This is a genomic window from Streptomyces sp. NPDC088910, assembly GCF_044749865.1.
Lineage (GTDB): Bacteria > Actinomycetota > Actinomycetes > Streptomycetales > Streptomycetaceae > Actinacidiphila.
The window spans coordinates 37,575-58,267 of sequence record NZ_JBIVIV010000007.1 but is presented as its reverse complement, the minus strand read 5'-3'; the positions used below and the strand labels follow the sequence as shown (position 1 = coordinate 58,267).

Below are 20,693 nucleotides of genomic sequence, written 5' to 3'. Positions count from 1 at the left end.
TCAGCTCTCGATGAGGCGGTGGAAGAGGACGGTGTCGAAGATGTCCTCCATGGCGGTGGCCCGGCCGTCGCGCATCGTCCAGGAGTGGACGAACTGGAGGGTCTCGGTGTGCCCGGTCAGCGAGGTGACCTGCCGGATGCCGAAGACCACGATCCGGTCGCCGGACTCGATGAACTCCAGCGGCTCCAGGCGCATTCCGCCCAGCACGGTGGGGACGTGGGCGAGGAACTCCTTCACGCCCGCGTGCCCCTTCTTCGTACCGCCGAGCCCGTAGGTGTCCATCCCGTCCGGGTGCACCCAGTCGACGTCCGGGTGCAGGATCGCGAGCAGCCCTTCGACGTCGCGTTCCGCGAAGGCGCGGTAAGCGGCCCGGACCGCCTCGGAGTTGCTACGCCCGGACACCGGCGCCCACCTCCCCGGCGCTGTGCTCGCGCAGGTGCCCGGGGTACATCGCGGCCAGGGTGCGGCGGATGCCGTCGCGCCAGCCGACCTCGCAGGGGCCGGTCAGCTCGCGGCGCAGCGCCGGGTCGAACTGGTAGGTCTCGCGGGTGACTTCGGACGGTACGAGCGTGGCGGTGACCCCGGTCAGCTCCTCCAGGTACCGCACGCAGTCGGTGATGCCGACCGCTTCGTCGCCGCCCCAGTTGACGAGCGTGGTGGGGACGGCGGCGGCCTCCCACAGGCGCGGGACCTGGCGGACGAGGTCGTCGGTGTAGAGGAGCGAGCACCAGTTCTGGCCCTCGACGGGCACGGGGATCGGCTCGCCGGCCAGCATCCGCGTGAAGTAGAGCATCGGGACGCCGCCGTAACCGCCGGGCCCGTAGGCGATGTTGAGCCGCGCGATGGTGGTCGGCAGGCCGAGCACCTGGCCGAAGGCGCGCACGGTGCCCTCGGCGGCGATCTTCCCGACCGGGTACGCGGGCAGCCAGTCGGCCTTGCCGTCCACGGGGTCGGTCTCGGTGTAGCGGTGGTCGAGGGTCTGGCGGGCGTAGAGCGCGCCGGTGGACACGTACAGGAAGGCGTCGGCGCTGCGGCAGTGGGTCATCAGCCGCCCGGCGGCGATGGAGTTGACGGCGACGGCCGCGTTGAAGTCGCCGTCCTCGCCGCGCCGGACGGCGGAGTGGACGACGTGGGTGAAGTCGTCGGGGAGGCCCTTGAGGGTGTCGGGGCCGAGGTCGTCCATGTCCCAGCGGAAGGTGGTGATGCCGCTCGCGGTGAGTTCGGCGGCGACGCCGGGGGTCCCGAAGCGGCCGAGACACCAGACGTCGTTGTCGGCGGCGAGCGCTTCGGCGACGGGCCTGGCGACCTGCCCCGTGCCGCCGGTGACCAGGATCTTCTTGCCCTTCACGCTGTCACGTCCCCGGTGTCGGTGTCGGTGTCGGTTTCCGCGCCTGCGCCTGCGCCTGCGCCACCGTCCCCCATGGCGCGGTCCAACTCCCTGCGCAGGATGGCCTGGAAGGCGGCGACGTGCTGCGGGCCCATCAGCGTGTAGTGCTCGCCCGGTACGTCGATGTAGTCGTTGGGCCCGGTGGTGTAGTCGTCCCAGCGGCGCAGTTCGTTCTCCAGCCAGTCCTGCTTGGTGCCGCGCAGCGGGACGGCGTAGAAGACCTTCATCGAGCGGACGGTGCCGCTCGGCTGGTAACCGCGGCCCAGGTCCGTGAGGCCGTCGGCGAGTTCGGCCCAGGCGGCGAACTTCTCGGCCGTCAGGTCGAGTTCGGCGAGCCGGTCGGCGGGGGCGATGTCGATGAAGTGCTGGAGCTGCCGTTCGCGGGGCAGCCCGCGCAGGGTGCCGGGGATCTCCAGCGACTGCTTCTTGTTGATCAGGGCCAGGAAGAAGGCGAGGTTGGCGGCGGTCTCGACGAAGTCCAGTTCCTCCATGCGGTACTTGATGTGCGGCGGGAGGTTGAAGCTGCCGACGAAGTCGACGCGTTCGCCCCGCGCCTCAAGGACCTTGGCGATCTCGAAGGCGACCGCGCCGCCGTAGGAGTAGCCCGCGACCGCGTACGGCCCGTGCGGCTGCTTGGCGCGGATCGCGTCCACGTAGGCGGCGACCATCTCCGCGAAGGTGGCGAAGGGCTTCTCGCCGCGGTTGAAGCCGCGGGCGCGCAGCGCGTAGAAGGGCCGGTCGGCCACGAAGTACTTGGCGAGGTTGACGAAGACGAGGACTTCGCCGACGCCGGGGTGCACGCAGAACAGCGGGGTCTTGCCGCCGCTGAGCTGCATGGGGACGATCGGGTCGTACGGCCGCTCGCCGGTCGTGGTGTCCCCGGCGGCGAGGTCGGCGGTGATCCTGGCGGCCAGGTCGCGGACGGTGGGGGCGGTCAGCACGGTGATGATCTGGAGGTCGGCGACGCCGAGGCGCCGAGCGACACTGAGCCGCAGCCGCAGGATGTCGAGCGAGGTGCCGCCGAGGTCGAAGAAGCTGGCGGTGGCGCTGATCCGGTCGGCGGTGGTGTCGAACATCTCGGCGTAGATCGCGGCCAGTTGCCACTCGGTCTCGCCCTCGGGCGCGGTGTAGCCGCCGAGTTGACGCGAGGTCAGTTCCTGTACGGCCGCGGTGGCGGCGGCGAAGTCGCCGTTCTCCAGGCGCTTGCGCAGCAGGGAGCGCTGGATCTTGCCGAGGCTGGTCTTGGGGAAGGCGCTCTCGGGCAGCGGCAGCAGCAGCGCGGGGCGGAAGCCCCAGTGCATGACGACGGTGGAGCGGACGGCGGTGAGCAGCCGGAAGAGTCCGGCTTCGTCGGCCGCGGGGATCTCGGGGTGGAAGGCGACGACGAGCTGTTCGGTGTCGGCGCCGGGCACGCGGGTGGGGAAGGCGGCGACGAACGAGCGGGCGACGCCGTCCAGTTGCTCCAGGGCGGTCTCGATGTCGTGGCTGTAGTAGTTGACGCCGTTGACGATGACGCTGTCCTTGCTGCGGCCCACCAGGGTGAGCCGTCCGCCGTCGATCCGGCCGAGGTCGCCGCTGCGGAACCAGCCGTCGGCGGTGAACGCGTCGGCGGTGGCCTGGCCGTTGTTGTAGTAGCCGCCGGTGATCATCGGCCCGCGGAGCTGGAGTTCACCGACCTGCCCCTCCGCCAGCGGCCGGTGGGTCTCCTCGTCCGCCACCCGGATGGCCAGGCCCTCCACGGGCAGCCCGAGGTTGGCGAACTCCTGCCCGGCGTCCAGCTCGGGGAAGCCGGTGGAGTAGACGCTGCCCGCGCACGTCTCGGTCATCCCGAAGGCGGGCCACAGCGCGAAGGACGACAGGCCGTACGGGGCCAGTTCGTCGAGGAAGGTACGGCCGGTGGCGCACACGATGGCCTCGCCGCCGCTGATGATGTGGCGCAGGCGGGACAGGTCGAGCGGTTCGCCGCCGCTCGCGCCCTCGGTGACCGAGGACGCCCCGCTCACGGCCGCGTTGACCAGGCCCAGCAGGAAGTTGGGCGTGAAGGTCATGGTGACCCGGTGGCGGGAGAGCAGCCGCAGGAAGTCCAGCGGCTCCTTGAGCACCACCTGCGGCTCGACGTGGAGTTGGAGCGCCCCCGCGTACAGCGGCAGCAGGTGGCACTCCAGCAGCGCCGCGACATGGTCGAAGGACACCCAGTTCAGCGAGGTGTCGGCGGGGGTGAGGCGGTGGAAGCCGTTCTTGCCCGCCATCGACGCCAGCAGGTTGGCGTGGGTGAGCATCACGGCCTTGGAGTTGCCGGTCGAGCCCGAGGTCAGCACCAGCAGCGCCAGCTCACCGGGCTCCGCGTCGTACAGCTCCGCGGCGGGCTCGTGGCCGCGCAGCCCTTCCAGCGGTACGGCCGACAGACCCGGCACGCGCGGGAGTTCGGCGGCCAGCGCCTCGTCGGCGATCAGCAGCGGCTTGTCGAGCAACTGGTCGACGTGCGCCAGTTGGGCCGCCCAGCGCTCCGGGTCGCCGCGCAGCGGCACCAGCGGGCAGGGCACGAGGCCGCCCAGCAGGCAGGCCCAGAAGACGGTGAGGAATTCGTGCGGGCGCTCCACCAGCAGCGCGACCTTGTCGCCCGCGCGCAGCCCGTGTGCGCGCAGTCCGGTGAGCGACCGGCGCGCGTCGTCCACTAATTGCGGGTAGGTCTGGAGCCGGGTGGATTCACCGGCCATTCCGTGACAGTAGCGGATGCCCGAGTCCTGGTGCTTTTCCGCGGCGCGCAGCAGCAGGTGCGCGATATTGCGGACGTTCTCGTCGGCGGCGGGATTTTCCGAAGCCTCGCGTAATCGCGGCGCATTGGACATGACTGTGCCGGGTCCTTTCGTCGCACTGTCCGGTTCACCAAGGGAATCCGTGTCAGCAAGCAAGCCTCTGAGCAGCACAGTTGACCGGCGAAGGCATGGCGCCGACACCGTAGCGATGTAGCACAGGGGTAACGAAGGAGGTACCTCAGGCAAACTGCCGGAAACACTCGACATTGAGAGAACCGGCCAGCGCGGATTATTTCCGGAAACGCTGGGTGAGGTCGATGGTTGAACTTTAGGAGGTCGCTCACCGCGCATTCAAGGCGGCCAGGGCGACATGGCTCAAAGCAGCCTGACGCGACTGCCGCGCAGCATGAATTCCGCAGTTGGCGGCGCTCCACGTGAGATGAGCCACAACGCGGCGGCGCTGGCCGAAAACACGTGACGTACCCGCCCGACCGCACAGCGCCACCCGCCGACCCCCCCGCACCCCCGGCGGCCCCCACCCACCTCGATCCGCCCCACCCCGATCCGACCCGCCGCGATCCGACTCTGCCCGGCGCGTACCGCCGCCGACCCGCGCCGCCCGGTACCGGACAACCGGCCGCTTATGCTGCTGCTGCCCAGGGAAAACACCCAGCAGGGCTCTGGCCACAGCAGAGCCCGGGGCCCCGGAGCAGAACCGAGCAGGCACCGTCCGTGGAAGGCAGCACGACATGAGCCCCCGTACCGCAGTGGTCACCGGCGCGAGCAGCGGCATCGGAGCCGCCACCGCGCGCAAGCTCGCCGAGGCGGGCTTCCATGTCGTGCTCACCGCGCGCCGCGCGGACCGGCTGGAAGCGCTGGCCAAGGAGCTGACGGAGCAGGGGAGTTCGGCGTCCGTGTACGGGCTGGACGTCACCGACCGGGCGGCCGTGGACGCGTTCGCGGCGGGTCTGGACCAGTACCCGCCGGTGCACGTCCTGGTGAACAACGCGGGCGGCGCCGTCGGCACCGAGCCGGTGGCCACCGCGGACCCGGCCGACTGGCGGGCGATGTTCGAGGTCAACGTGCTGGGCGTGCTCAACGTGACGCAGGCGCTGCTGCCCGCGCTGACCGCCTCCGGCGACGGCACCGTCGTCGTGCTGTCCTCGACCGCGGGCCTGGCCACGTACGAGGGCGGCGGCGGTTACGTGGCCGCCAAGCACGGCGCGCACGTGATCGCCGAGACGCTGCGCCTGGAGCTGAACGGCAAGCCGGTGCGCGTCATCGAGATCGCGCCCGGCATGGTGCGTACCGACGAGTTCGCCCTGACCCGCTTCCGCGGTGACGCCGACCGCGCCGCCGCCGTCTACGCGGGCGTCGCCGAGCCGCTGACCGCCGACGACGTGGCCGACACCGTCTCCTGGGCGGTGACCCGGCCCGCGCACGTGAACGTCGACCTCCTGGTGCTGCGCCCGCGCGCGCAGGCCAGCAACTACAAGGTGCACCGCGAGGAGCCGCAGTGATATCCGAGCCGGAGCTGACGGGCGGCGGACCCCACGAGCGCGGCGAGCCGGACTACGGGGTGCTCGGCACGCCCGACGCCGCCGATACGGCCGACGGTCCCGGCTCCTCGGGCCGCACGGCCGACCTCGTCGTGGACTTCGAGGGCGGCCCGCCCCCGCCTCCGGCCGCCGCCTCCCGCGTACGACCGCCGTGGGTGTGGGTGCTCGGCGCGGCCGTCGTCACCTCCGCGCTGTGGGCGGGCGGCCTGTTCGTGTACGACCGGGGCCACAGCGACCTGCCGGACCTGCACGGTTACCACATCGCCGACAGCCCCTGCGAGGGCCCGACCCTCCAGCCGCTGACCGCCGCCGTCCGGGCCAACAGCCCGGGGAAGCTCTCGGTGGAGACGCCCGAGACGTCGTCGCCCGCGATGCAGCACCTCGGCCCCGCCCTCGACCAGGTCGCGTGCGACTTCTCCACCCAGGCGCCGTACGCGCGGGGCGCCACGATGTCCTACATCGTCGCCGTCGCCGTCGACCTGCACAAAAAGACCGATCCCCGCGTCGAGTTCGAGGACCAGGTGCGGATGATGACCGGCAGCCTCCAGGCCGCGAGCGAGGTCTCGTCGGTGCCGGGACTCGGCGACCAGGCGTACTTCCTCACGCGCAGCGACGAGGGCCAGGAGCTGAAGATCCTGCACGGCGGCGCGGTCATCTCGCTCACCCTCAACGCCTACAGCGACGTCAACGTCTCCGAGGACACCATCAACGGCCTCGACGGGGGCGGCTATCCGCTCTCCCCCGACCTCGTCCAGTACCAGCCCGCGCTGATCGAGACGGCGCGGAACATCATGGGCGTGCTCCGGAAGTAGCCGCGGGCCGCGTGTCGCCCTCATGACGTTCCCTGCGGGCACGGCGTACGCGGCGCGCGAGCCGTACCGCCCGCGCCGTCACCGGCTGCCCGATCAGGACACCGGCCAGGACGAGCGCCAGGCCGCCCCACTGCTGCCCGCCCAGCGTCTCGGCCGCGACCAGCGTCCCGAGCAGGACGCCGGTGACCGGGTTGAGCAGGCCGATCAGCCCGACCCCGGCCGCCGTGAGGTGCCGCAGCCCGGTGAACCAGGCGGCGAAGGCGACGGCCGTACCGACCGTGGTGACGTAGCCGAAGCCCAGCAGCGCGCGGCCGTCCAGGGCGGGCGGCGCGCCTTCGGCCGCGGCGGCGACCGGCAGCAGGACGAGCGCGCCCGCGACGAGCTGCCAGGCCGTGGAGGACAGGACGTCCACGGCGCCGCCCCAGCGCTTGGCCAGGATGTAGCCGATCGAGGACATCGTCATGGCGGCGACGGACGCGAGCAGGCCGAGCGGGTCGATGCCGTCCGAGCCGTCGAGCACCATCAGGCACACGCCCGCGATGCCGACGCAGGCGCCGAGCAGCGGCAGCGCGCGCGGGCGCTCGGACAGCAGCGGCCAGGCGAGCAGCGTCATCACGACGGGCGAGGTGGCCATGACGGTGGACGCGACGCTGGTCGGCAGGAGCTGCGCGGCGACGTACACGAGCGCGAAGAACGCGCCCATGTTGAGCGTGCCGAGCACCAGCGACTTCCACCACCACGCGCCGCGCGGCACCCGCCTGCGGACCGCCAGCAGGAGCAGCCCGGCGGGCAGGGCGCGCAGCACCGCGCCGTACAGCGGGTAGTCGGCGGGCAGCGCCTCGCGGGTGACGTAGTACGTCGTGCCCCAGGCGACCGGGGCGACGGCGGTGACGAGGGACCACCGCACATTAGCTTCCATGGAAGCTAATGTAGCTTCCTCGGAAGGTATTGTGGAGGGCATGAGCGCACGCAGATCGCTGGACTCGCCCGAACCGCTCGATCACGTCGCCCGGATCCAGCGGGAGTGGGCCCGCGAACGGCCGGACGTGGACGTACGGCCGCAGGGCGTCATCGGCCGGCTGCACCGGCTCGCGGGCCGCCTCACCGACGAACTGTGCGTCGTCTACCGCGAACACGGCCTCGGCGAGGGCGACTTCGACGTACTGGCCGCGCTGCGCCGCGCGGGCGCCCCCTTCGAGCGGGCGCCCTCGGAGCTGGCCGAGCACACCATGGTCACGACCGGCGCGATGACCAAGCGGATCGACCGCCTGGAGCGCGCGGGTCTGGCGACCCGGCGCCCCAGCGAACTCGACGGCCGCGGCCGGGTGGTCGCGCTCACCGCGCACGGCCGCGAGGTCATCGACCGCGCCTTCACGGCCCACATGGCCAATGAGCGCCGCCTGCTGGGCGCCCTGACCGGCGACGAGGCCGCGCAGCTCGAAGCCCTGCTGACGAAGTGGCTGGCCCGGGTCGAACCGCCCGGCGAGTGACCCGGCCGGTCCGTGGCGGACTCAGTCCTCCGGGTCGAGGTCGACGCGCATCGTGAGCAGGTTGGTCCCGAACGCCCGGACCGCCGCGCTGTTGAACTTCGGCAGCCGCTTCAGCCGCTCACGCGGGTCGTCGTCGTCCACGAGGGTGGCCGTACCGGCGTGCCACTTGCCCTTGATCTGTACGCGTACGCGCGGGTCCGCCTCGATGTTCCGCACGTACTGCGACTGCCGGCCGAATTCGCTGACCCACCAGAAGGTGGTCCCCTCCAGCGCACCCCCCACCGGCGTCCGCCGCGGCTTCCCGCTGACCCGCCCGGTCGTCTCCACCACCGCCGCCCCCGGCGTGAAGGCCGCCGTCCGCCGCGCCACCGGATTCACCACCCACCGCTGCCCCCAGACCACCAGCCCACGACCCGCCACACCCACCACTCCCTCATCCACCCGCACCAACCCAACACCCCCACTTCTACCCCCCACCCGCCTCCGGCGGGCACCCCCGGCCGGGGCGGGGGTGCACAGGGCGGGCGCGGGCGCCCCGCCCGACGAGCCACCGCCGCCCCCTCGGCAACCCCCCCGCCTCCGGCGGACGCGCCCGGCCGGGGCGGGGTTGCACAGGGTGGACACGGAACCGTCGCCGGATGGCGGGATGGTGCTGATGTGGTGTGGGTTGACGTGAGCATGTTTGGCGGAGCCAAATCATTGGGGATGATTCCCGCGGCGTTCTTCGCGCGTAGATCCTTACGACAGCAGGGCCGTTGACGCTGGAGCCGCTTGATGCCACACCCTGTGCAGCCAGAGATCAGAGCGTTACCCCGTCCCCCCACTCACCCCCACACCCCCCACCCTCACCCCCCACCGTCACCGCCATCGCGGTCTACCGCTCAGAGCCATCTTGACATGCCCACCTCAGCGCACCCCGGCGCAACTCGTTGCTGAAGTGATCGCTGAAGCGATCGTCCCGCCGATGGAGGTTCCGTGAACCGCACCAAGTCCCTCTCCATGCTGGCCACGTTGGTCATGGGCGCCGCCCTGGCCCTCGTGGGCGTCAGCCCGGCCCACGCCGCAGGCCCCGCCTATGTCGCCCTGGGCGACTCGTACTCGGCCGGAAACGGCGCGGGAAACTACGACAGCGCCAGCGGCGACTGTCACCGCAGCTTCAGCGCCTACCCATACCTGTGGAAGAACGCGCACGCCCCGTCCTCCTTCGCCGACACCGCCTGTTCCGGCGCGGTGACCTCGGACGTGCTGAACAACCAGCTCGGCCCGCTCAACTCCTCCACCGGCCTGGTCACCATCACCATCGGCGGCAATGACGCGGGCTTCTCCGACGTCATGACCGCCTGCGTGACCGGCTCCGACAGCGACTGCGTCAACCGGGTGAACACGGCGGAGAACTTCGTCAGGAACACGCTGCCCGCCCGCCTCGACGCGGTCTACAACGCGATCCACGCCAAGGCCCCCTCGGCGCACGTCGTCGTCCTGGGCTACCCCGACATGTACACCCTCAACACCTTCTGCGTCGGCCTCAGCGCCACCAAGCACGCCAAGATCGACGAGGCCGCCGACGTGCTCGACACCACCACCGCGGCCCGCGCCGCCGCGCACGGCTTCTCCTTCGGCGACGTCCGCTCGACGTTCAAGGGCCACGAGCTGTGCTCGGGCGACGCCTACCTCCACTCGCTGGTCATCTCGCCGAGCTGGGAGTCGTACCACCCGACCGCGACCGGCCACTCCAGCGGCTACCTGCCGGTGCTCAACGCCAACGACTGACGCCAACCACTGACGCCCGCGACTGACGCCAACGACTGACGCCCGCCCCGACCCGGCCGAAGGCCCCCCGCCCGCTCAACCCCCCACCGGGCAGGGGGCCTTCGCGTACGCACGTCTCGGCCGCGGCGGCCTCAGAATTCGACGTCCTTCGTCGCGACCGTCCCCGCCGTGCGGCCGGGGGCCGCCTGGAAGCTCCAGTAGAGATTGGTGTGGGCGATCACCTGGGCCGGGGGCGGCGCGCCCCACTCGGTCAGATCCTCCGTCGTGTGGGCGTCCCCGACCAGCGTCGTGTCGTATCCCCGCACGAACGCGCCGTGCAGCGTGGAGCGGACGCACGCGTCGGTCTGGCCGCCGACGACGATCAGGCGCCCGACGCCGAGACCGGCCAGGACCTCCTCCAGGTCGGTGTCCTCGAAGGAGTCGCCGTACACCTTGTCGATGTGCGGCTCGGCGTCGTCCGCGCCCAGTTCCGGCGCGATCCGCCACGGCTCGCTGCCTTTCGTCCGGTCCTCGCCGGAGTCCTGGACCCAGACCACCGGGGCCTGTTTCTCCCGCGCCCGCGCGACCAGCGCGGCGATGTTGGCGACCACCGCGTCCCGTTCATGGCAGCCGTCGAGCACGCCCACCTGCGAGTCCACCACGAGGAGTGCGGTGTGCGGCCGGTTCTTGAGAGTGGTCATGGTCTTTCCCCCTTGCTCACGCGCCGTTCTGCTCACGCCCTGCGTCGCACAGAGCGTCACGTCCTGCGTCACGTCCTGCGTCACGTCCTGCGTCACGTCGGGCGTCACGCTCCGTGTCGGTCTCCGCCACCGTAACCCCCGCCACTGACAACGGGCCCGACGATCTCTTTGCCGTATCGAGCCGCGCATTCAGGTGATTCCGGTACGAAGGGCGATTTTCAGCCACCTAGTATCTGGTTCCGTGACAGACGGGAAGAGCCGGCGGCGACCGGCCGACCACACCAGCGGGGCGGGCGGCAGCGCGACCGACGTGGTCGTCCTCGGGGCCGGTCCCGCCGGGCTCGTGCTCGGCAACATCCTTGTGGACCGGGGGATCGACTGCGTCGTGCTGGAACGGGCCGGGGCCGCGCGGGTGCGGACCCGTGCGCGCGCCGGATTCCTGGCGGCCAACACCGTACGGATTCTCGAACGGCACGGCCTCGCCGAGGGGTTGCGGCGGCGCGGGCAGCCCCACAGCACCTGCGAGTTCCGTACCGAGGACGGCCGGTTCCGGCTGGACTACGGCGCGCTCGGACAGCGCGAACCGCACACCGTCTACCCCCAACAGGACCTGGTGAGCGACCTGTTGACCCGGTTCCAGGAACGCGGCGGGCAGATTCGTTTCGGCACCGAGGCCGTGGCCGTACGCGACGTCGACGGCGAGCGGCCCGAGGTCGTCGTGCGCGAGGCCGACGGACGGCCGGGCCTGTGGCGGGCGCGGTACGTGGCCGGTTGCGACGGGCGGCACGGCGCCGCCCGGCGTTCGCTGCCGCCCGGCGCCGTCCGCCACCACCGCGATCACGGCGTGACCTGGCTCGGTCTGCTCGCCGAGGCGCCGCCCAGCCTGGACGCGGTCGGATACGCGGTGCACGAGCGCGGGTTCGCCGGGCACATGGCCAGGACCAGCGAGGTCACCCGCTACTACCTCCAGTACGAGCGCGGCGCCCCGGCCGACGCGTGGTCGGCGGAGCGGATCTGGGACGAGCTGGAACTGCGCATGCGGGCGCGGGAGTTCGGGCCGCTGCGGCGCGGCCGGTTCGTCCAGCGGTCCGTCGTCGACCTGGAGTCCGACGTGCTCGAACCCCTGCGCCACGGCGCGCTGTTCCTCGTCGGCGACGCCGCCGGTCTGATCAGCCCGTCCGCCGCGAAGGGCGCCAATCTGGCCGTACTCGAAGCGGCGGTCCTGGCCGACGCCCTGGCCGCCGCTCTCACGGCCGGGGACCCGCGCGGCCTCGACGCCTACTCGGCGCGCTGCCTGACGCACATCTGGCGGGCGCAGGAGTTCTCGCACTGGATGATCGGGCTGCTGCACGGCCCGACCGGCGCGGACGGCGAGTCGTTGTTCCACAACTCCCTGCGCCGCGCCCGCCTCGCCTCATTGCGCACGTCGCGCAGCCAGCAGGACTGGTTCGCCGAGCACTACGTCGGCGTCTAGCCGTTCCGGCCCGCCGCCCCAACCACCCGCCCGCGCACCGCCGTTCACGCATCCCCGTACGTGCGGCCGCATCCCGCACCGCCGCATCCCCGCACCCGTCTCGCGTACACCCGTCCGCGTACACCCGTACGCGGACGACCGAACCCCGGAACGAATGAGGGTCCCCCGCACATGATCACGGCACTGTCGGGCGAGACGTCCGACGCGTCCCGCCTGCGCGCGACGGTCGACTTCGTCAGGGAGCAGGACACCGCCACGCTGCTCCGGCTCCTGCTTCCCGGGCTCGACGGCCCGGAGTTGCGGGCGCTGGCGGAGCGCTGCGCCTTCTCGCACGCGGCGCTGCTCGTCTTCCCGTCCGGCCGGGCGGAGTTGGAGGCCACGCTCGCCGACTGCGGGCTGGTCGCGGACGCGCCGCCGACGCCGAGCGTCGTCGTACGCGAGCGGCTGGCCGTACGGCACAAGCGGCGCGCGGCGGAGCTGGAGGTCGCGATTCTGCGGCCCGCGGTGGAGTGCCGGGACGGGGTACGGCGGACGGTCGAGGTGTTCGCGCTGACCGTGCCACCGGGCTCCGGCCTCGGCGAGGTCGCGGCGTACGAGCGGGCGCGGCAGCACGAGACGCATGTCGCCTTCGAGGTGGAGGCACCGGACCCGCTGGTGCTGCGCGGTCTGTGCGCGGCCTTCGGGCAGTACGGCGCGACGCCCGACGGCGGCGGCTACAACCCGCACGAGAACGGCACGGTGTTCTACTTCGCCGCGCCCGCCGAGGCCAAGGCCGGTTACGGGCGGGTGGAGTTGTACGTGCAGGGCGACCACCGCGACCTGCTCGACGCGCACATGGAGGCGCACCGGGCGCGGCAGCCCGCCGAGACCTTGCTGCGACTGCTGACCGGGGCGTGGACGACGCAGGCGCTGGCCGCGTTCGCGCGGCTGGAGGTGGCGGACGCGATGGACGGGGAGCGGGGCGTCGGCCTGCCCGAACTGGCCCACGCGGTTGGCGCGTTGGCACCCAACCTGGCCACCTTGCTGCGGTACCTCACCATGCTCGGCGTGGTGAGCGAGGACCGCGACGGCTTCCGGCTCACGGACACCGGCGGGCTGCTGCGGGCGGACGCCGAGGGGTCGATGCGGTCGCTGGCGCTGATGTACGGGGGGCCGTTCTACGCGTCCTTCGCCGGGCTCGACCACACCGTGCGCACCGGACAGGTCGCCTTCGAACAGCACTTCGGCGAGAACCACTTCGAGCACTTCGCCCGCGATCCCGAACTCGCCGGGCTGTTCGACCAGTCGATGGCCGCCGGCGCCCGGATGTTCGACCCGCTGCCCGACCACCCGGTCCTCGTCGCGGCGGCCGGAGCGGCGGCCGGAAGGGCGGTCGAAGCGGCGGCCGAAGAAGCCGAGGGAGCCGAAGGAGCCACCGTGGTCGACATCGCGGGCGGCAACGGCGAACTGCTCGGCCGAATCCTTTCCGCACACCCCCGCCTGCGCGGTGTCCTGCTGGAGCGCCCGCACACCGTCGAGACCGCCCGCCGCCTGCTCGGCGCGGCCGGTCACACCGGGCGGTGCGCCTTCCTCCCGGGCTCCTTCGCCGACGTGCCCGCGGGCGGCGACGTCTACATTCTGTCCCGCGTCCTGCACGACTGGGACGACGACCGCTGCCGCGAGATCCTGCGGCACTGCGCCCGCGCGATGTCCCCGGCCGCCGAACTGCTCGTCGTGGAACGCGTCTTGCCCGACGACGGCTCGGCCTCCCTGGCCACCGCCTGGGACCTGCACATGATGTGCAACGTCGGCGGTCGCGAACGCCGCGCCGACCACTACGCCCGCCTGTTCGCCGACGCGGGCCTCACCCTTGTCGGCCGCTCGCCCCTCCCCCTGGACGGCACCGTCCTGCACGCCCGCAGGGCCTGAGCCGTGCCCCCGCACACGAAGCCGAAGCCGGAGCCATAGCCGTAGCCGAAGCCATAGCCGTAGCCGCAGCCGTAGGAAGGAACCCGCCACGGGCGCACGGCTCCAGGAGCCGTGCGCCCGACGCGTCAGCCCTTGACGCAGACGACCTGCTTCAGCTTGGCCACCACCTCGACCAAGTCGCGCTGCTGGTCGATGACCTGGTCGATGGGCTTGTAGGCGGCCGGGATCTCGTCGACGACGCCGGAGTCCTTGCGGCACTCGACGCCGCGGGTCTGGTCCTCCAGATCGCGGGTGGTGAAGCGGCGCTTGGCCGCGTTCCGGCTCATGCGGCGGCCGGCGCCGTGGGAGGCGGAGTTGAACGCGGCGGAGTTGCCGAGGCCGCGGACGATGTAGGAACCGGTCCCCATGGAGCCGGGGATGATGCCGTGGTCGCCGGAGCCCGCGCGGATGGCGCCCTTGCGGGTGACCAGGAGGTCCATGCCGTCGTAGCGCTCCTCCGAGACGTAGTTGTGGTGGCAGGAGATGACCTCGTCGAAGGTCGGCCGGGCCTTCTTGAACTCCTTGCGGATGACGTCCTGGAGGAGCGCCATCATGATGGCGCGGTTCTTCTTGGCGTACTCCTGCGCCCAGAACAGGTCGTTGCGGTACGCGGCCATCTGCGGGGTGTCCGACACGAAGACCGCGAGGTCGCGGTCGACCAGGCCCTGGTTGTGCGGGAGCTTCTGCGCCTGGCCGATGTGGAACTCGGCCAGCTCCTTGCCGATGTTGCGGGAGCCGGAGTGCAGCATCAGCCATACGGCGCCGGACTCGTCGAGGCAGACCTCCACGAAGTGGTTGCCGCCGCCGAGCGTGCCCATCTGCTTGGTCGCGCGGTCGGCGCGGAACCTCACGGCCTCCGCGAGCCCGTCGAAACGGTCCCAGAAGGAGTCCCAGCCGGAGGTCGCCATGCCGTGGAAGCGGCCGGGCGAGACCGGGTCGTCGTGCATGCCGCGTCCGACCGGAATCGCCTGCTCCACCTGGGAGCGCAGCCGGGAGAGGTCGCCGGGCAGGTCGTTCGCCGTCAAGGAGGTCTTGACCGCGCTCATACCGCACCCGATGTCGACGCCGACCGCCGCGGGGCAGACCGCGCCGTGCATCGCGATGACGGAACCGACCGTGGCGCCCTTGCCGTAGTGGACGTCCGGCATGACGGCCAGGCCCTTGATCCACGGCAGCGAGGAGACATTGCGGAGCTGCTGCATCGCGACGTCCTCGACCGTGGTCGGGTCCGTCCACATCCGGATCGGCACCCGGACACCCGGCACCTCGGTATAAGACATGACAATCCCCCGTAAACGGCAAAATCAAGGATGCCTCACGCGATAAAACCGCCCCAAGAGGTGGTTTGGGTGAAGCTTGCGGTAGACATTGTGTCCACGGCGCACCCGCTCACGCCAAAGGTTTACGCGCGGGAGCGGCAGAACCTGAGGGGAAGGGGGCCCGCCCAGTGCGGTCCACGCGAAGTGTCCCGGCGGCGCGAGGTGCCCAGGCGACGCGACGTGCTCCGGCGGGACGCGGCCTCCCGGCCGCCGTCGGCACGGCCGTGACCGCGGTGGCGCTGGCCCTGGCCACGCTCGGCGCGTGCACCGGCGGCGGGGACTCGGCGGATTCCGCCTCGGACCAGAAGGCGCAGCTCGCGGGCGGCGGCAGTGCGAGCACGGTCTCGCCCGCGCCGCCCGGCAAGTACCAGACGCTGCCCGCGCCCTGCACGGCCGTCGGCCAGGAGCTGCTCAAGTCCCTGGTCCCCGCCGTCCCCGACGTCGCGGGCTCGGAGTCGCTCACGTACGACACGGACCGCCGGGTCGGCTGCTCCTGGCGCGGCACCCGGGCCGACGGCACGTCGAACACTCTGAAGATCGACCTCGAACGCGTCGTGTCGTACGACCCGGCCGTCAGCGACGAGGTCCAGGCCGACCTCGACTTCTCCAACGAGGCGGCCGACGCCTCGATCCCGCCGCTGTCGTCCTCCGCCACTCCGAGCGGCCAGCAGACGACCGCCACGCCGACCGGCGGTACGACGAACGGCAACAATTCCACCACCGGCAGCGGTACGAACGGCGGCAACGGTACGAGCACGGGGTCCGCGACGAGTTCCGGCACGGCCGGTGGCGGCGGCACCGACCTCCTCCCCCGCCGCCTCACCGATGTGGGAAACGCCGCATTTATCAATGACGTCCTCAAGCCCCACGCACAGCCTCCCCGCCGCGACGTGACACTGGTTTTCCGCACCGCCAACGTCCTGGTGACCGTCACTTACGCGGAGTCGTCACCCCGTGGCAGTACGCCACCGGACAGCGCTGACCTGCAAAAAGGCGCCCAGCAGGTCGCGGAGCAGCTCCTGAGGAAAGTCAAGGACTGACCGGGGGCCGACAGCGCGGCCCTTTAGGGTGACCCCCATGGAACGTCGACACACCGCCTCCCGCCTCGCTCTGCTGCTCGCCTGTGCGGCCGTCCCCGCGATGGCTCTCGCGGGATGCTCGTCCGGTTCGGGATCATCCGACGCGAAGTCCTCGGCCTCCTCCCCCACGGGTTCCGGCCCGTCCGGCGGCTCGGCCACCCCGACCCTCGCGCCCGCGAAGTTCGCCGCGCTCCCGGCGTCCTGCAAGGCGATCACGCAGGCCACCGTGAACGCGCTGGTGCCGAAGGCCAAGACGCCCGGCGGCACCCCGGTGAAGTCCGACGACATCACCTCGCGCGCCGGCTGCTCCTGGACGGGCAACGGCAAGGACGGCTACCAGTACCGCTGGCTGTCGGTCACCCTTCAGCGCTTCACGTCCTCCACCGCGCTCGGCACGGCCGAGGACCAGGCGAAGAAGCGGTACACCGAGCAGGTCGGCACGTTGAACCAGGTCCCCGGCGCGGCCTCCGCCACCCTCACCGGCCTCGGCGACCAGGCGGCCTCGGTGGTCAGCAAGGCCACCGTCGCGAAGGTCACCTCGCAGAACGACTCGGTGGTCGTCCGCAGCGGCAATGTCGTGGTCCTGGTGGAGTTCAACGGCGCGGGCCTCGAAGGCAAGAAGAACCCGTCGGCCGGCGACGTACAGAGCGGTGCGCAACGGGCGGCGAAGGAGGCCGTCGCGGCGGTCGCGGCGGCGAACGCGTAACAACTCCCGCTCTCCTCGCCCCGGTATTCGCGCGTTTGTACGGCGTTCGTTCGTCAACGCCGCGCCTCTCCTTCTCACCCGTATGGCAGTCTGGGGCCCGCCGGAGCCGGTACGGCTCCGGTCCGCCAGTGAGGCTGGAGCCAAGGGGTAGGAGGGGTCGCGGGTGGCCGCGATACGTTTGACCCGGACGCACCGCATATTGATCGGCGTGGTCGTCACCGGAGCGGTGGTGATCGCGGGGATCGGCTTCGCCGGTTCGTACGCGGCCGTGCGCTCGCTCGCCCTGGACAAGGGCTTCGGCTGGTTCGCGAACGTCTTCCCGATCGGCGTGGACGCGGGCATCGTCGTCCTGCTCGCGCTCGATCTGCTGCTGACCTGGCTGCGCATCCCGTTCCCGCTGCTGCGGCAGACCGCGTGGCTGCTGACGGCCGCGACGATCGCCTTCAACGGCGCCGCCGCCTGGCCCGACCCGCTCGGCGTCGGCATGCACGCGATCATCCCGGTGCTGTTCGTGGTCTCGGTGGAGGCCGCCCGGCACGCGATCGGGCGGATCGCCGACATCACCGCCGACAAGCACATGGAGTCGGTGCGCATCACGCGCTGGATCCTCGCCCCCATCCCCACCTTCCGGCTGTGGCGCCGGATGAAGCTGTGGGAACTGCGGTCGTACGAGGAAACGATCCGGCGCGAGCAGGACCGCCTGGTCTACCGGGCGCGGCTGCGGGCGCGGTACGGCGTCGCGTGGCGTCGCAAGGCCCCGGTCGAGGCGATCATGCCGCTGCGGCTGGCGAAGTACGGGGTGCCGCTGGCGGAGACGGCCGACGCCGGACTCGAAGCGGCGGGCATCGAGATCACGCGCCCCGCCAAGGAGTTGACGGCCGGGCCCGACTCGGCCGCGCCGATCGCGGCGGAGGCCGCGGAGCCGGTGACGGCGGCGCCGTCGAAGGCCGCCGCGAACGGGACGGTCAACGGAGCGGTGAACGGAGCCCTGAACGGGGCGGTGAACGGCCATGTGAACGGCCACGCCCTCCCGAACGGCGTTCCCGACCTCGCGGCCGAGGCGGCCGCGGCCCTCGCGGAGGCGGCCCGGCAGCAGCAAAGCGGCCAGCAGAACGGACTCGCGGGCGGACAACCGGGCGGACAGCAGGACAGGCAGCAGGACGGGCAGCAGTTCCAGCCGCAGTCGGAGTTCGAGCACCAGCAGGCGTACGAGCAGCGGCAGTTCGAACAGTTCCAGCAGTATCAGCAGTACAACCAGCAGCCGTACCCGCAGGAGTGGCCCCAGCAGGACATGCCGGGCGCGCACGACAGCCCGTGGTTCGCCGCCGCCCAGCTCCAGGCCCAGCGCGAGCAGCAGGCGTTCATGGCGCAGCAGATGCAACAGGCCCAGCAGCAGGGGCAGCAGGGCCAACAGATCCAGCAGCAGCCGGAGCCGGAGCAGCCGCAGATCATGGTCCCGGCCGGCCCCAACCGGTCGCGCCCGCTGGGCGGTTCCGGACTGAACGGCAGCGCCGCCGCCGCGCAGCAGCGCTTCCAGCAGGGCCCCGAGCCGCAGTACGCCGCTCCGGAGCCGGAAGCGGTGCCCGCACCCGAGCCGGAGCAGCCTCCGGCGCCGGAATTCGTCTCGGGCCTCGAATTCCCCGACGGCATCTCGCAGGACGAGGCGTTCTTCGGCGCCTACCGCCGCTACGTCCGCGAATTCGGCACCTTCCCCAACGCCCGGCAGTTCGCCCGCTACCTCTCCGACATGTACACCGGTACGCCGCCGGAGGAGCGCGAGCTGGTCCCGTCCCTGCGCGACCTGCGCTACCGCTTCCAGTCCGAGTCCGACACCGAGCACATCCCGTAGACCGGGGGCCGTGAACCACAGGCCGCAGGCCGGGGGCCACGCATACGACGGGGGCGGAACCGCGGTCGCGGTCCCGCCCCCGATGCCGTACGAGCCCTTACGCGCCCTCGCCCGCGCCCAGCAGCGTGCGGACGCGGTCGGCGCCCACCGCGAGGAGCAGCGTCGGAAGGCGCGGACCGGTGTCGCGGCCGACCAGCAGCTCGTAGAGCAGGGCGAAGAACGACCGCTGGGCGACCTTCAGCTCAGGAGTCGGCTTGGCGTCCGGCTCGAGACCGGCCAGCACCTTGGGCACGGCGTAGACGAGGGTCGTCAGACCGTCCAGCGACCAGTGCGAGTCGAGGCCGTCCACCAGGAGCTTGAGCCCGGCGCGCTCGCTGTCGCCGAGGGCGGCGAGGCGGGCGGTGTCGGGCTCGGCGCGCACCACGGTGCGCTGCTCGGCGGGCACCTGGGTGGTGATCCAGGACTCGGCGCGGTCGAGCCGGGGCCGCACCTCGTCCAGCGAGCCGATCGGCCGGTCCGGGTCCAGCTCGGTCAGGATGCGCAGCGTCTGGGCCTCGGCGCCCGCGGTGATGTCGGCGACGGACGCCAGCGTGCGGTACGGCAACGGCCGTGCGGTACGCGGCAGCTCACCGGCGGCGGTGCGGGCGGCCCTGCTGTGCGCGGCGACGTCGGCCGGGAGCGCGGTGCCCTCGGCGACCTTCCGCTCCAGCGCGTCCCACTCGTCGTAGAGCCGCTGGATCTCCTGGTCGAAGGCGATCTTGAAGGACTGGTTGGGGCGGCGGCGGGCGTAGAGCCAGCGCAGGATCTGCGGCTCCATGATCCGCAGCGCGTCGGCGGGGACGGGCACACCGCCCTTGGACGACGACATCTTGGCCATGCCGGAGATGCCGACGAAGGCGTACATCGGGCCGATCGGCTGCTTCCCGCCGAAGATCGGGCCGACGATCTGCCCGCCGACCTGGAACGAGGAGCCCGGCGAGGAGTGGTCGACGCCCGACGGCTCGAAGATCACGCCCTCGTACGCCCAGCGCATCGGCCAGTCGACCTTCCACACCAGCTTGCCGCGGTCGAACTCCTCCAGCCGGACCGTCTCCCCGTGCCCGCAGGCGCAGGTGTACGTCAGCTCGGTCGTCTCGTCGTCGTACGCGGTGACCGTGGTGAGGTCCTTGCCGCAGACCGCGCAGTACGGCTTGTACGGGAAGTAGCCCACGCCGGAGCCGCTGCCGTCGTCCTCGCCCGCCGCGCCCGAGCCCTCGGCGGCCTCCAGCTCGGCCGCGTCCACCGGCTTCTGCGACTGCTGCTTGGCCGGGGCCTTCTTCGTCCGGTACTGGTCGAGGATCGCGTCGATGTCGGCGCGGTGCCGCACCGCGTGCAGGATCTGCGCGCGGTAGGCGCCCGCCTGATACTGGGCGGTCTGGCTGATGCCGTCGTACTCCACGCCCAGCTCGGCCAGCGACGCGGCCATCTGCGCCTTGAAGTGCTCCGCCCAGTTCGGATACGAGGACCCGGCGGGCGCGGGCACCGAGGTCAGCGGCTTGCCGATGTGCTCGGCCCACGACTCGTCGACCCCGGGGATGCCGACCGGGACCTTGCGGTACCGGTCGTAGTCGTCCCAGGAGATCAGGTGCCTGACCTCGTGCCCGCGCCTGCGCACCTCGTCGGCGACCAGGTGCGGGGTCATGACCTCGCGCAGATTTCCGAGGTGGATCGGGCCCGAGGGGCTGAGCCCGGACGCGACGACAACGGGTTTCCCGGGTGCGCGGCGCTCCGACTCGGCGATGACGTCGTCCGCGAAACGGGAGACCCAGTCGGCCTCGTTGCTCTCAGCCACGGTCCTCTTCTTCCTGAGGGTTCGATGGGGGTGT

At 71.7% G+C, this 20,693-nt stretch carries 17 protein-coding genes; 9 read left to right on the top strand and 8 right to left on the bottom strand.

Translation table 11 applies throughout. The annotated features are described in order from the left end of the window. From ACIP4Z_RS17545 to ACIP4Z_RS17535, 3 genes are read right to left on the bottom strand one after another with little or no spacing between them, the layout of a single operon-like run. Entirely contained in the window at nucleotides 1-402 is a 402-nt protein-coding gene (locus tag ACIP4Z_RS17545; protein ID WP_355340569.1) for a nuclear transport factor 2 family protein, read from the bottom strand. Further along, a complete protein-coding gene (locus ACIP4Z_RS17540; protein ID WP_401309012.1) occupies nucleotides 389-1,348 on the bottom strand; it encodes an NAD-dependent epimerase/dehydratase family protein in 960 nt (319 codons plus the stop codon). Before ACIP4Z_RS17540 ends, ACIP4Z_RS17545 begins: the two co-directional genes overlap by 14 nt. After that, on the bottom strand, nucleotides 1,345-4,236 hold the full coding sequence (locus ACIP4Z_RS17535) for an alpha/beta fold hydrolase (RefSeq protein ID WP_401309009.1): 2,892 nt from the start codon (nucleotides 4,234-4,236) through the stop codon (nucleotides 1,345-1,347). The genes ACIP4Z_RS17540 and ACIP4Z_RS17535 overlap by 4 nt, the downstream gene beginning before the upstream one ends. Before the next feature lie 656 nt (nucleotides 4,237-4,892). On the opposite strand from ACIP4Z_RS17535, the gene ACIP4Z_RS17530 reads away from it, so the two are divergent. Together ACIP4Z_RS17530 and ACIP4Z_RS17525 are read left to right on the top strand one after the other, a co-directional pair. Further along, nucleotides 4,893-5,663 carry an SDR family oxidoreductase gene (locus ACIP4Z_RS17530; RefSeq protein WP_355340578.1) on the top strand — a complete coding sequence of 257 codons (771 nt, stop codon included), beginning with the start codon at nucleotides 4,893-4,895 and terminating at the stop codon, nucleotides 5,661-5,663. Continuing rightward, a complete protein-coding gene (locus ACIP4Z_RS17525; protein ID WP_401309006.1) occupies nucleotides 5,660-6,514 on the top strand; it encodes a hypothetical protein in 855 nt (284 codons plus the stop codon). The genes ACIP4Z_RS17530 and ACIP4Z_RS17525 overlap by 4 nt, the downstream gene beginning before the upstream one ends. Here the strand turns inward: ACIP4Z_RS17525 and ACIP4Z_RS17520 are convergent. Beyond that, nucleotides 6,492-7,433: an EamA family transporter gene (locus ACIP4Z_RS17520; protein ID WP_401309003.1), complete on the bottom strand. Its 942-nt coding sequence runs from the start codon at nucleotides 7,431-7,433 to the stop codon at nucleotides 6,492-6,494. The two genes, ACIP4Z_RS17525 and ACIP4Z_RS17520, sit on opposite strands and share 23 nt — an antisense overlap. Nucleotides 7,434-7,473: 40 nt before the next feature. On the opposite strand from ACIP4Z_RS17520, the gene ACIP4Z_RS17515 reads away from it, so the two are divergent. Then, on the top strand, nucleotides 7,474-8,004 hold the full coding sequence (locus ACIP4Z_RS17515; protein WP_401309000.1) for a MarR family winged helix-turn-helix transcriptional regulator: 531 nt from the start codon (nucleotides 7,474-7,476) through the stop codon (nucleotides 8,002-8,004). 21 nt (nucleotides 8,005-8,025) lie between these two features. Here ACIP4Z_RS17515 and ACIP4Z_RS17510 read toward each other — a convergent pair whose 3' ends face one another. Beyond that, on the bottom strand, nucleotides 8,026-8,433 hold the full coding sequence (locus ACIP4Z_RS17510) for a nitroreductase/quinone reductase family protein (protein ID WP_391052078.1): 408 nt from the start codon (nucleotides 8,431-8,433) through the stop codon (nucleotides 8,026-8,028). Nucleotides 8,434-9,003: 570 nt separating this feature from the next. Between ACIP4Z_RS17510 and ACIP4Z_RS17505 the strand changes: the two genes are divergently transcribed. Then, entirely contained in the window at nucleotides 9,004-9,774 is a 771-nt protein-coding gene (locus ACIP4Z_RS17505; RefSeq protein WP_391123983.1) for a GDSL-type esterase/lipase family protein, read from the top strand. Nucleotides 9,775-9,905: 131 nt separating this feature from the next. On the opposite strand, the gene ACIP4Z_RS17500 is transcribed toward ACIP4Z_RS17505, so the two are convergent. Beyond that, complete coding sequence (locus tag ACIP4Z_RS17500) at nucleotides 9,906-10,454, bottom strand: isochorismatase family protein (RefSeq protein ID WP_401308997.1); 549 nt, start codon at nucleotides 10,452-10,454, stop codon at nucleotides 9,906-9,908. A gap of 310 nt (nucleotides 10,455-10,764) precedes the next feature. On the opposite strand from ACIP4Z_RS17500, the gene ACIP4Z_RS17495 reads away from it, so the two are divergent. Together ACIP4Z_RS17495 and ACIP4Z_RS17490 are read left to right on the top strand one after the other, a co-directional pair. Next, on the top strand, nucleotides 10,765-11,928 hold the full coding sequence (locus ACIP4Z_RS17495) for a 4-hydroxybenzoate 3-monooxygenase (RefSeq protein ID WP_401309492.1): 1,164 nt from the start codon (nucleotides 10,765-10,767) through the stop codon (nucleotides 11,926-11,928). A gap of 171 nt (nucleotides 11,929-12,099) precedes the next feature. After that, entirely contained in the window at nucleotides 12,100-13,836 is a 1,737-nt protein-coding gene (locus ACIP4Z_RS17490; RefSeq protein ID WP_401308994.1) for a methyltransferase, read from the top strand. A gap of 125 nt (nucleotides 13,837-13,961) precedes the next feature. Here ACIP4Z_RS17490 and ACIP4Z_RS17485 read toward each other — a convergent pair whose 3' ends face one another. Next, complete coding sequence (locus tag ACIP4Z_RS17485; RefSeq protein WP_401308991.1) at nucleotides 13,962-15,155, bottom strand: RtcB family protein; 1,194 nt, start codon at nucleotides 15,153-15,155, stop codon at nucleotides 13,962-13,964. A gap of 167 nt (nucleotides 15,156-15,322) precedes the next feature. Here ACIP4Z_RS17485 and ACIP4Z_RS17480 point away from each other — a divergent pair, with 167 nt between their 5' ends. From ACIP4Z_RS17480 to ACIP4Z_RS17470, 3 genes are all read left to right on the top strand, one after another. Further along, nucleotides 15,323-16,234 (top strand): hypothetical protein, encoded by a 912-nt coding sequence (locus tag ACIP4Z_RS17480; protein ID WP_391051998.1) that lies wholly within the window; start codon nucleotides 15,323-15,325, stop codon nucleotides 16,232-16,234. 37 nt (nucleotides 16,235-16,271) lie between these two features. After that, nucleotides 16,272-16,979: a DUF3558 domain-containing protein gene (locus ACIP4Z_RS17475; protein ID WP_391052000.1), complete on the top strand. Its 708-nt coding sequence runs from the start codon at nucleotides 16,272-16,274 to the stop codon at nucleotides 16,977-16,979. A gap of 163 nt (nucleotides 16,980-17,142) precedes the next feature. Then, the gene (locus ACIP4Z_RS17470; RefSeq protein ID WP_401308988.1) at nucleotides 17,143-18,828 is read left to right on the top strand and encodes a DUF2637 domain-containing protein; all 1,686 of its coding nucleotides are present in this window, start codon (nucleotides 17,143-17,145) and stop codon (nucleotides 18,826-18,828) included. 97 nt (nucleotides 18,829-18,925) lie between these two features. Here ACIP4Z_RS17470 and lysS read toward each other — a convergent pair whose 3' ends face one another. Next, on the bottom strand, nucleotides 18,926-20,659 hold the full coding sequence (gene lysS, locus ACIP4Z_RS17465) for a lysine--tRNA ligase (protein WP_391163533.1): 1,734 nt from the start codon (nucleotides 20,657-20,659) through the stop codon (nucleotides 18,926-18,928). Between the last annotated feature and the right edge of the window lie 34 nt (nucleotides 20,660-20,693).

Excerpts from the sequence above, each read along its gene's own strand:
- ACIP4Z_RS17535 (WP_401309009.1), bottom strand. The coding sequence starts at position 4,236 with ATGTCCAATGCGCCGCGATTACGCGAGGCTTCGGAAAATCCCGCCGCC.
- ACIP4Z_RS17530 (WP_355340578.1), top strand. The coding sequence starts at position 4,893 with ATGAGCCCCCGTACCGCAGTGGTCACCGGCGCGAGCAGCGGCATCGGA.
- ACIP4Z_RS17520 (WP_401309003.1), bottom strand. The coding sequence starts at position 7,433 with ATGGAAGCTAATGTGCGGTGGTCCCTCGTCACCGCCGTCGCCCCGGTC.
- ACIP4Z_RS17515 (WP_401309000.1), top strand. The coding sequence starts at position 7,474 with ATGAGCGCACGCAGATCGCTGGACTCGCCCGAACCGCTCGATCACGTC.
- ACIP4Z_RS17505 (WP_391123983.1), top strand. The coding sequence starts at position 9,004 with ATGCTGGCCACGTTGGTCATGGGCGCCGCCCTGGCCCTCGTGGGCGTC.
- ACIP4Z_RS17500 (WP_401308997.1), bottom strand. The coding sequence starts at position 10,454 with ATGACCACTCTCAAGAACCGGCCGCACACCGCACTCCTCGTGGTGGAC.
- ACIP4Z_RS17490 (WP_401308994.1), top strand. The coding sequence starts at position 12,100 with ATGATCACGGCACTGTCGGGCGAGACGTCCGACGCGTCCCGCCTGCGC.
- ACIP4Z_RS17485 (WP_401308991.1), bottom strand. The coding sequence starts at position 15,155 with ATGTCTTATACCGAGGTGCCGGGTGTCCGGGTGCCGATCCGGATGTGG.
- ACIP4Z_RS17475 (WP_391052000.1), top strand. The coding sequence starts at position 16,272 with ATGGAACGTCGACACACCGCCTCCCGCCTCGCTCTGCTGCTCGCCTGT.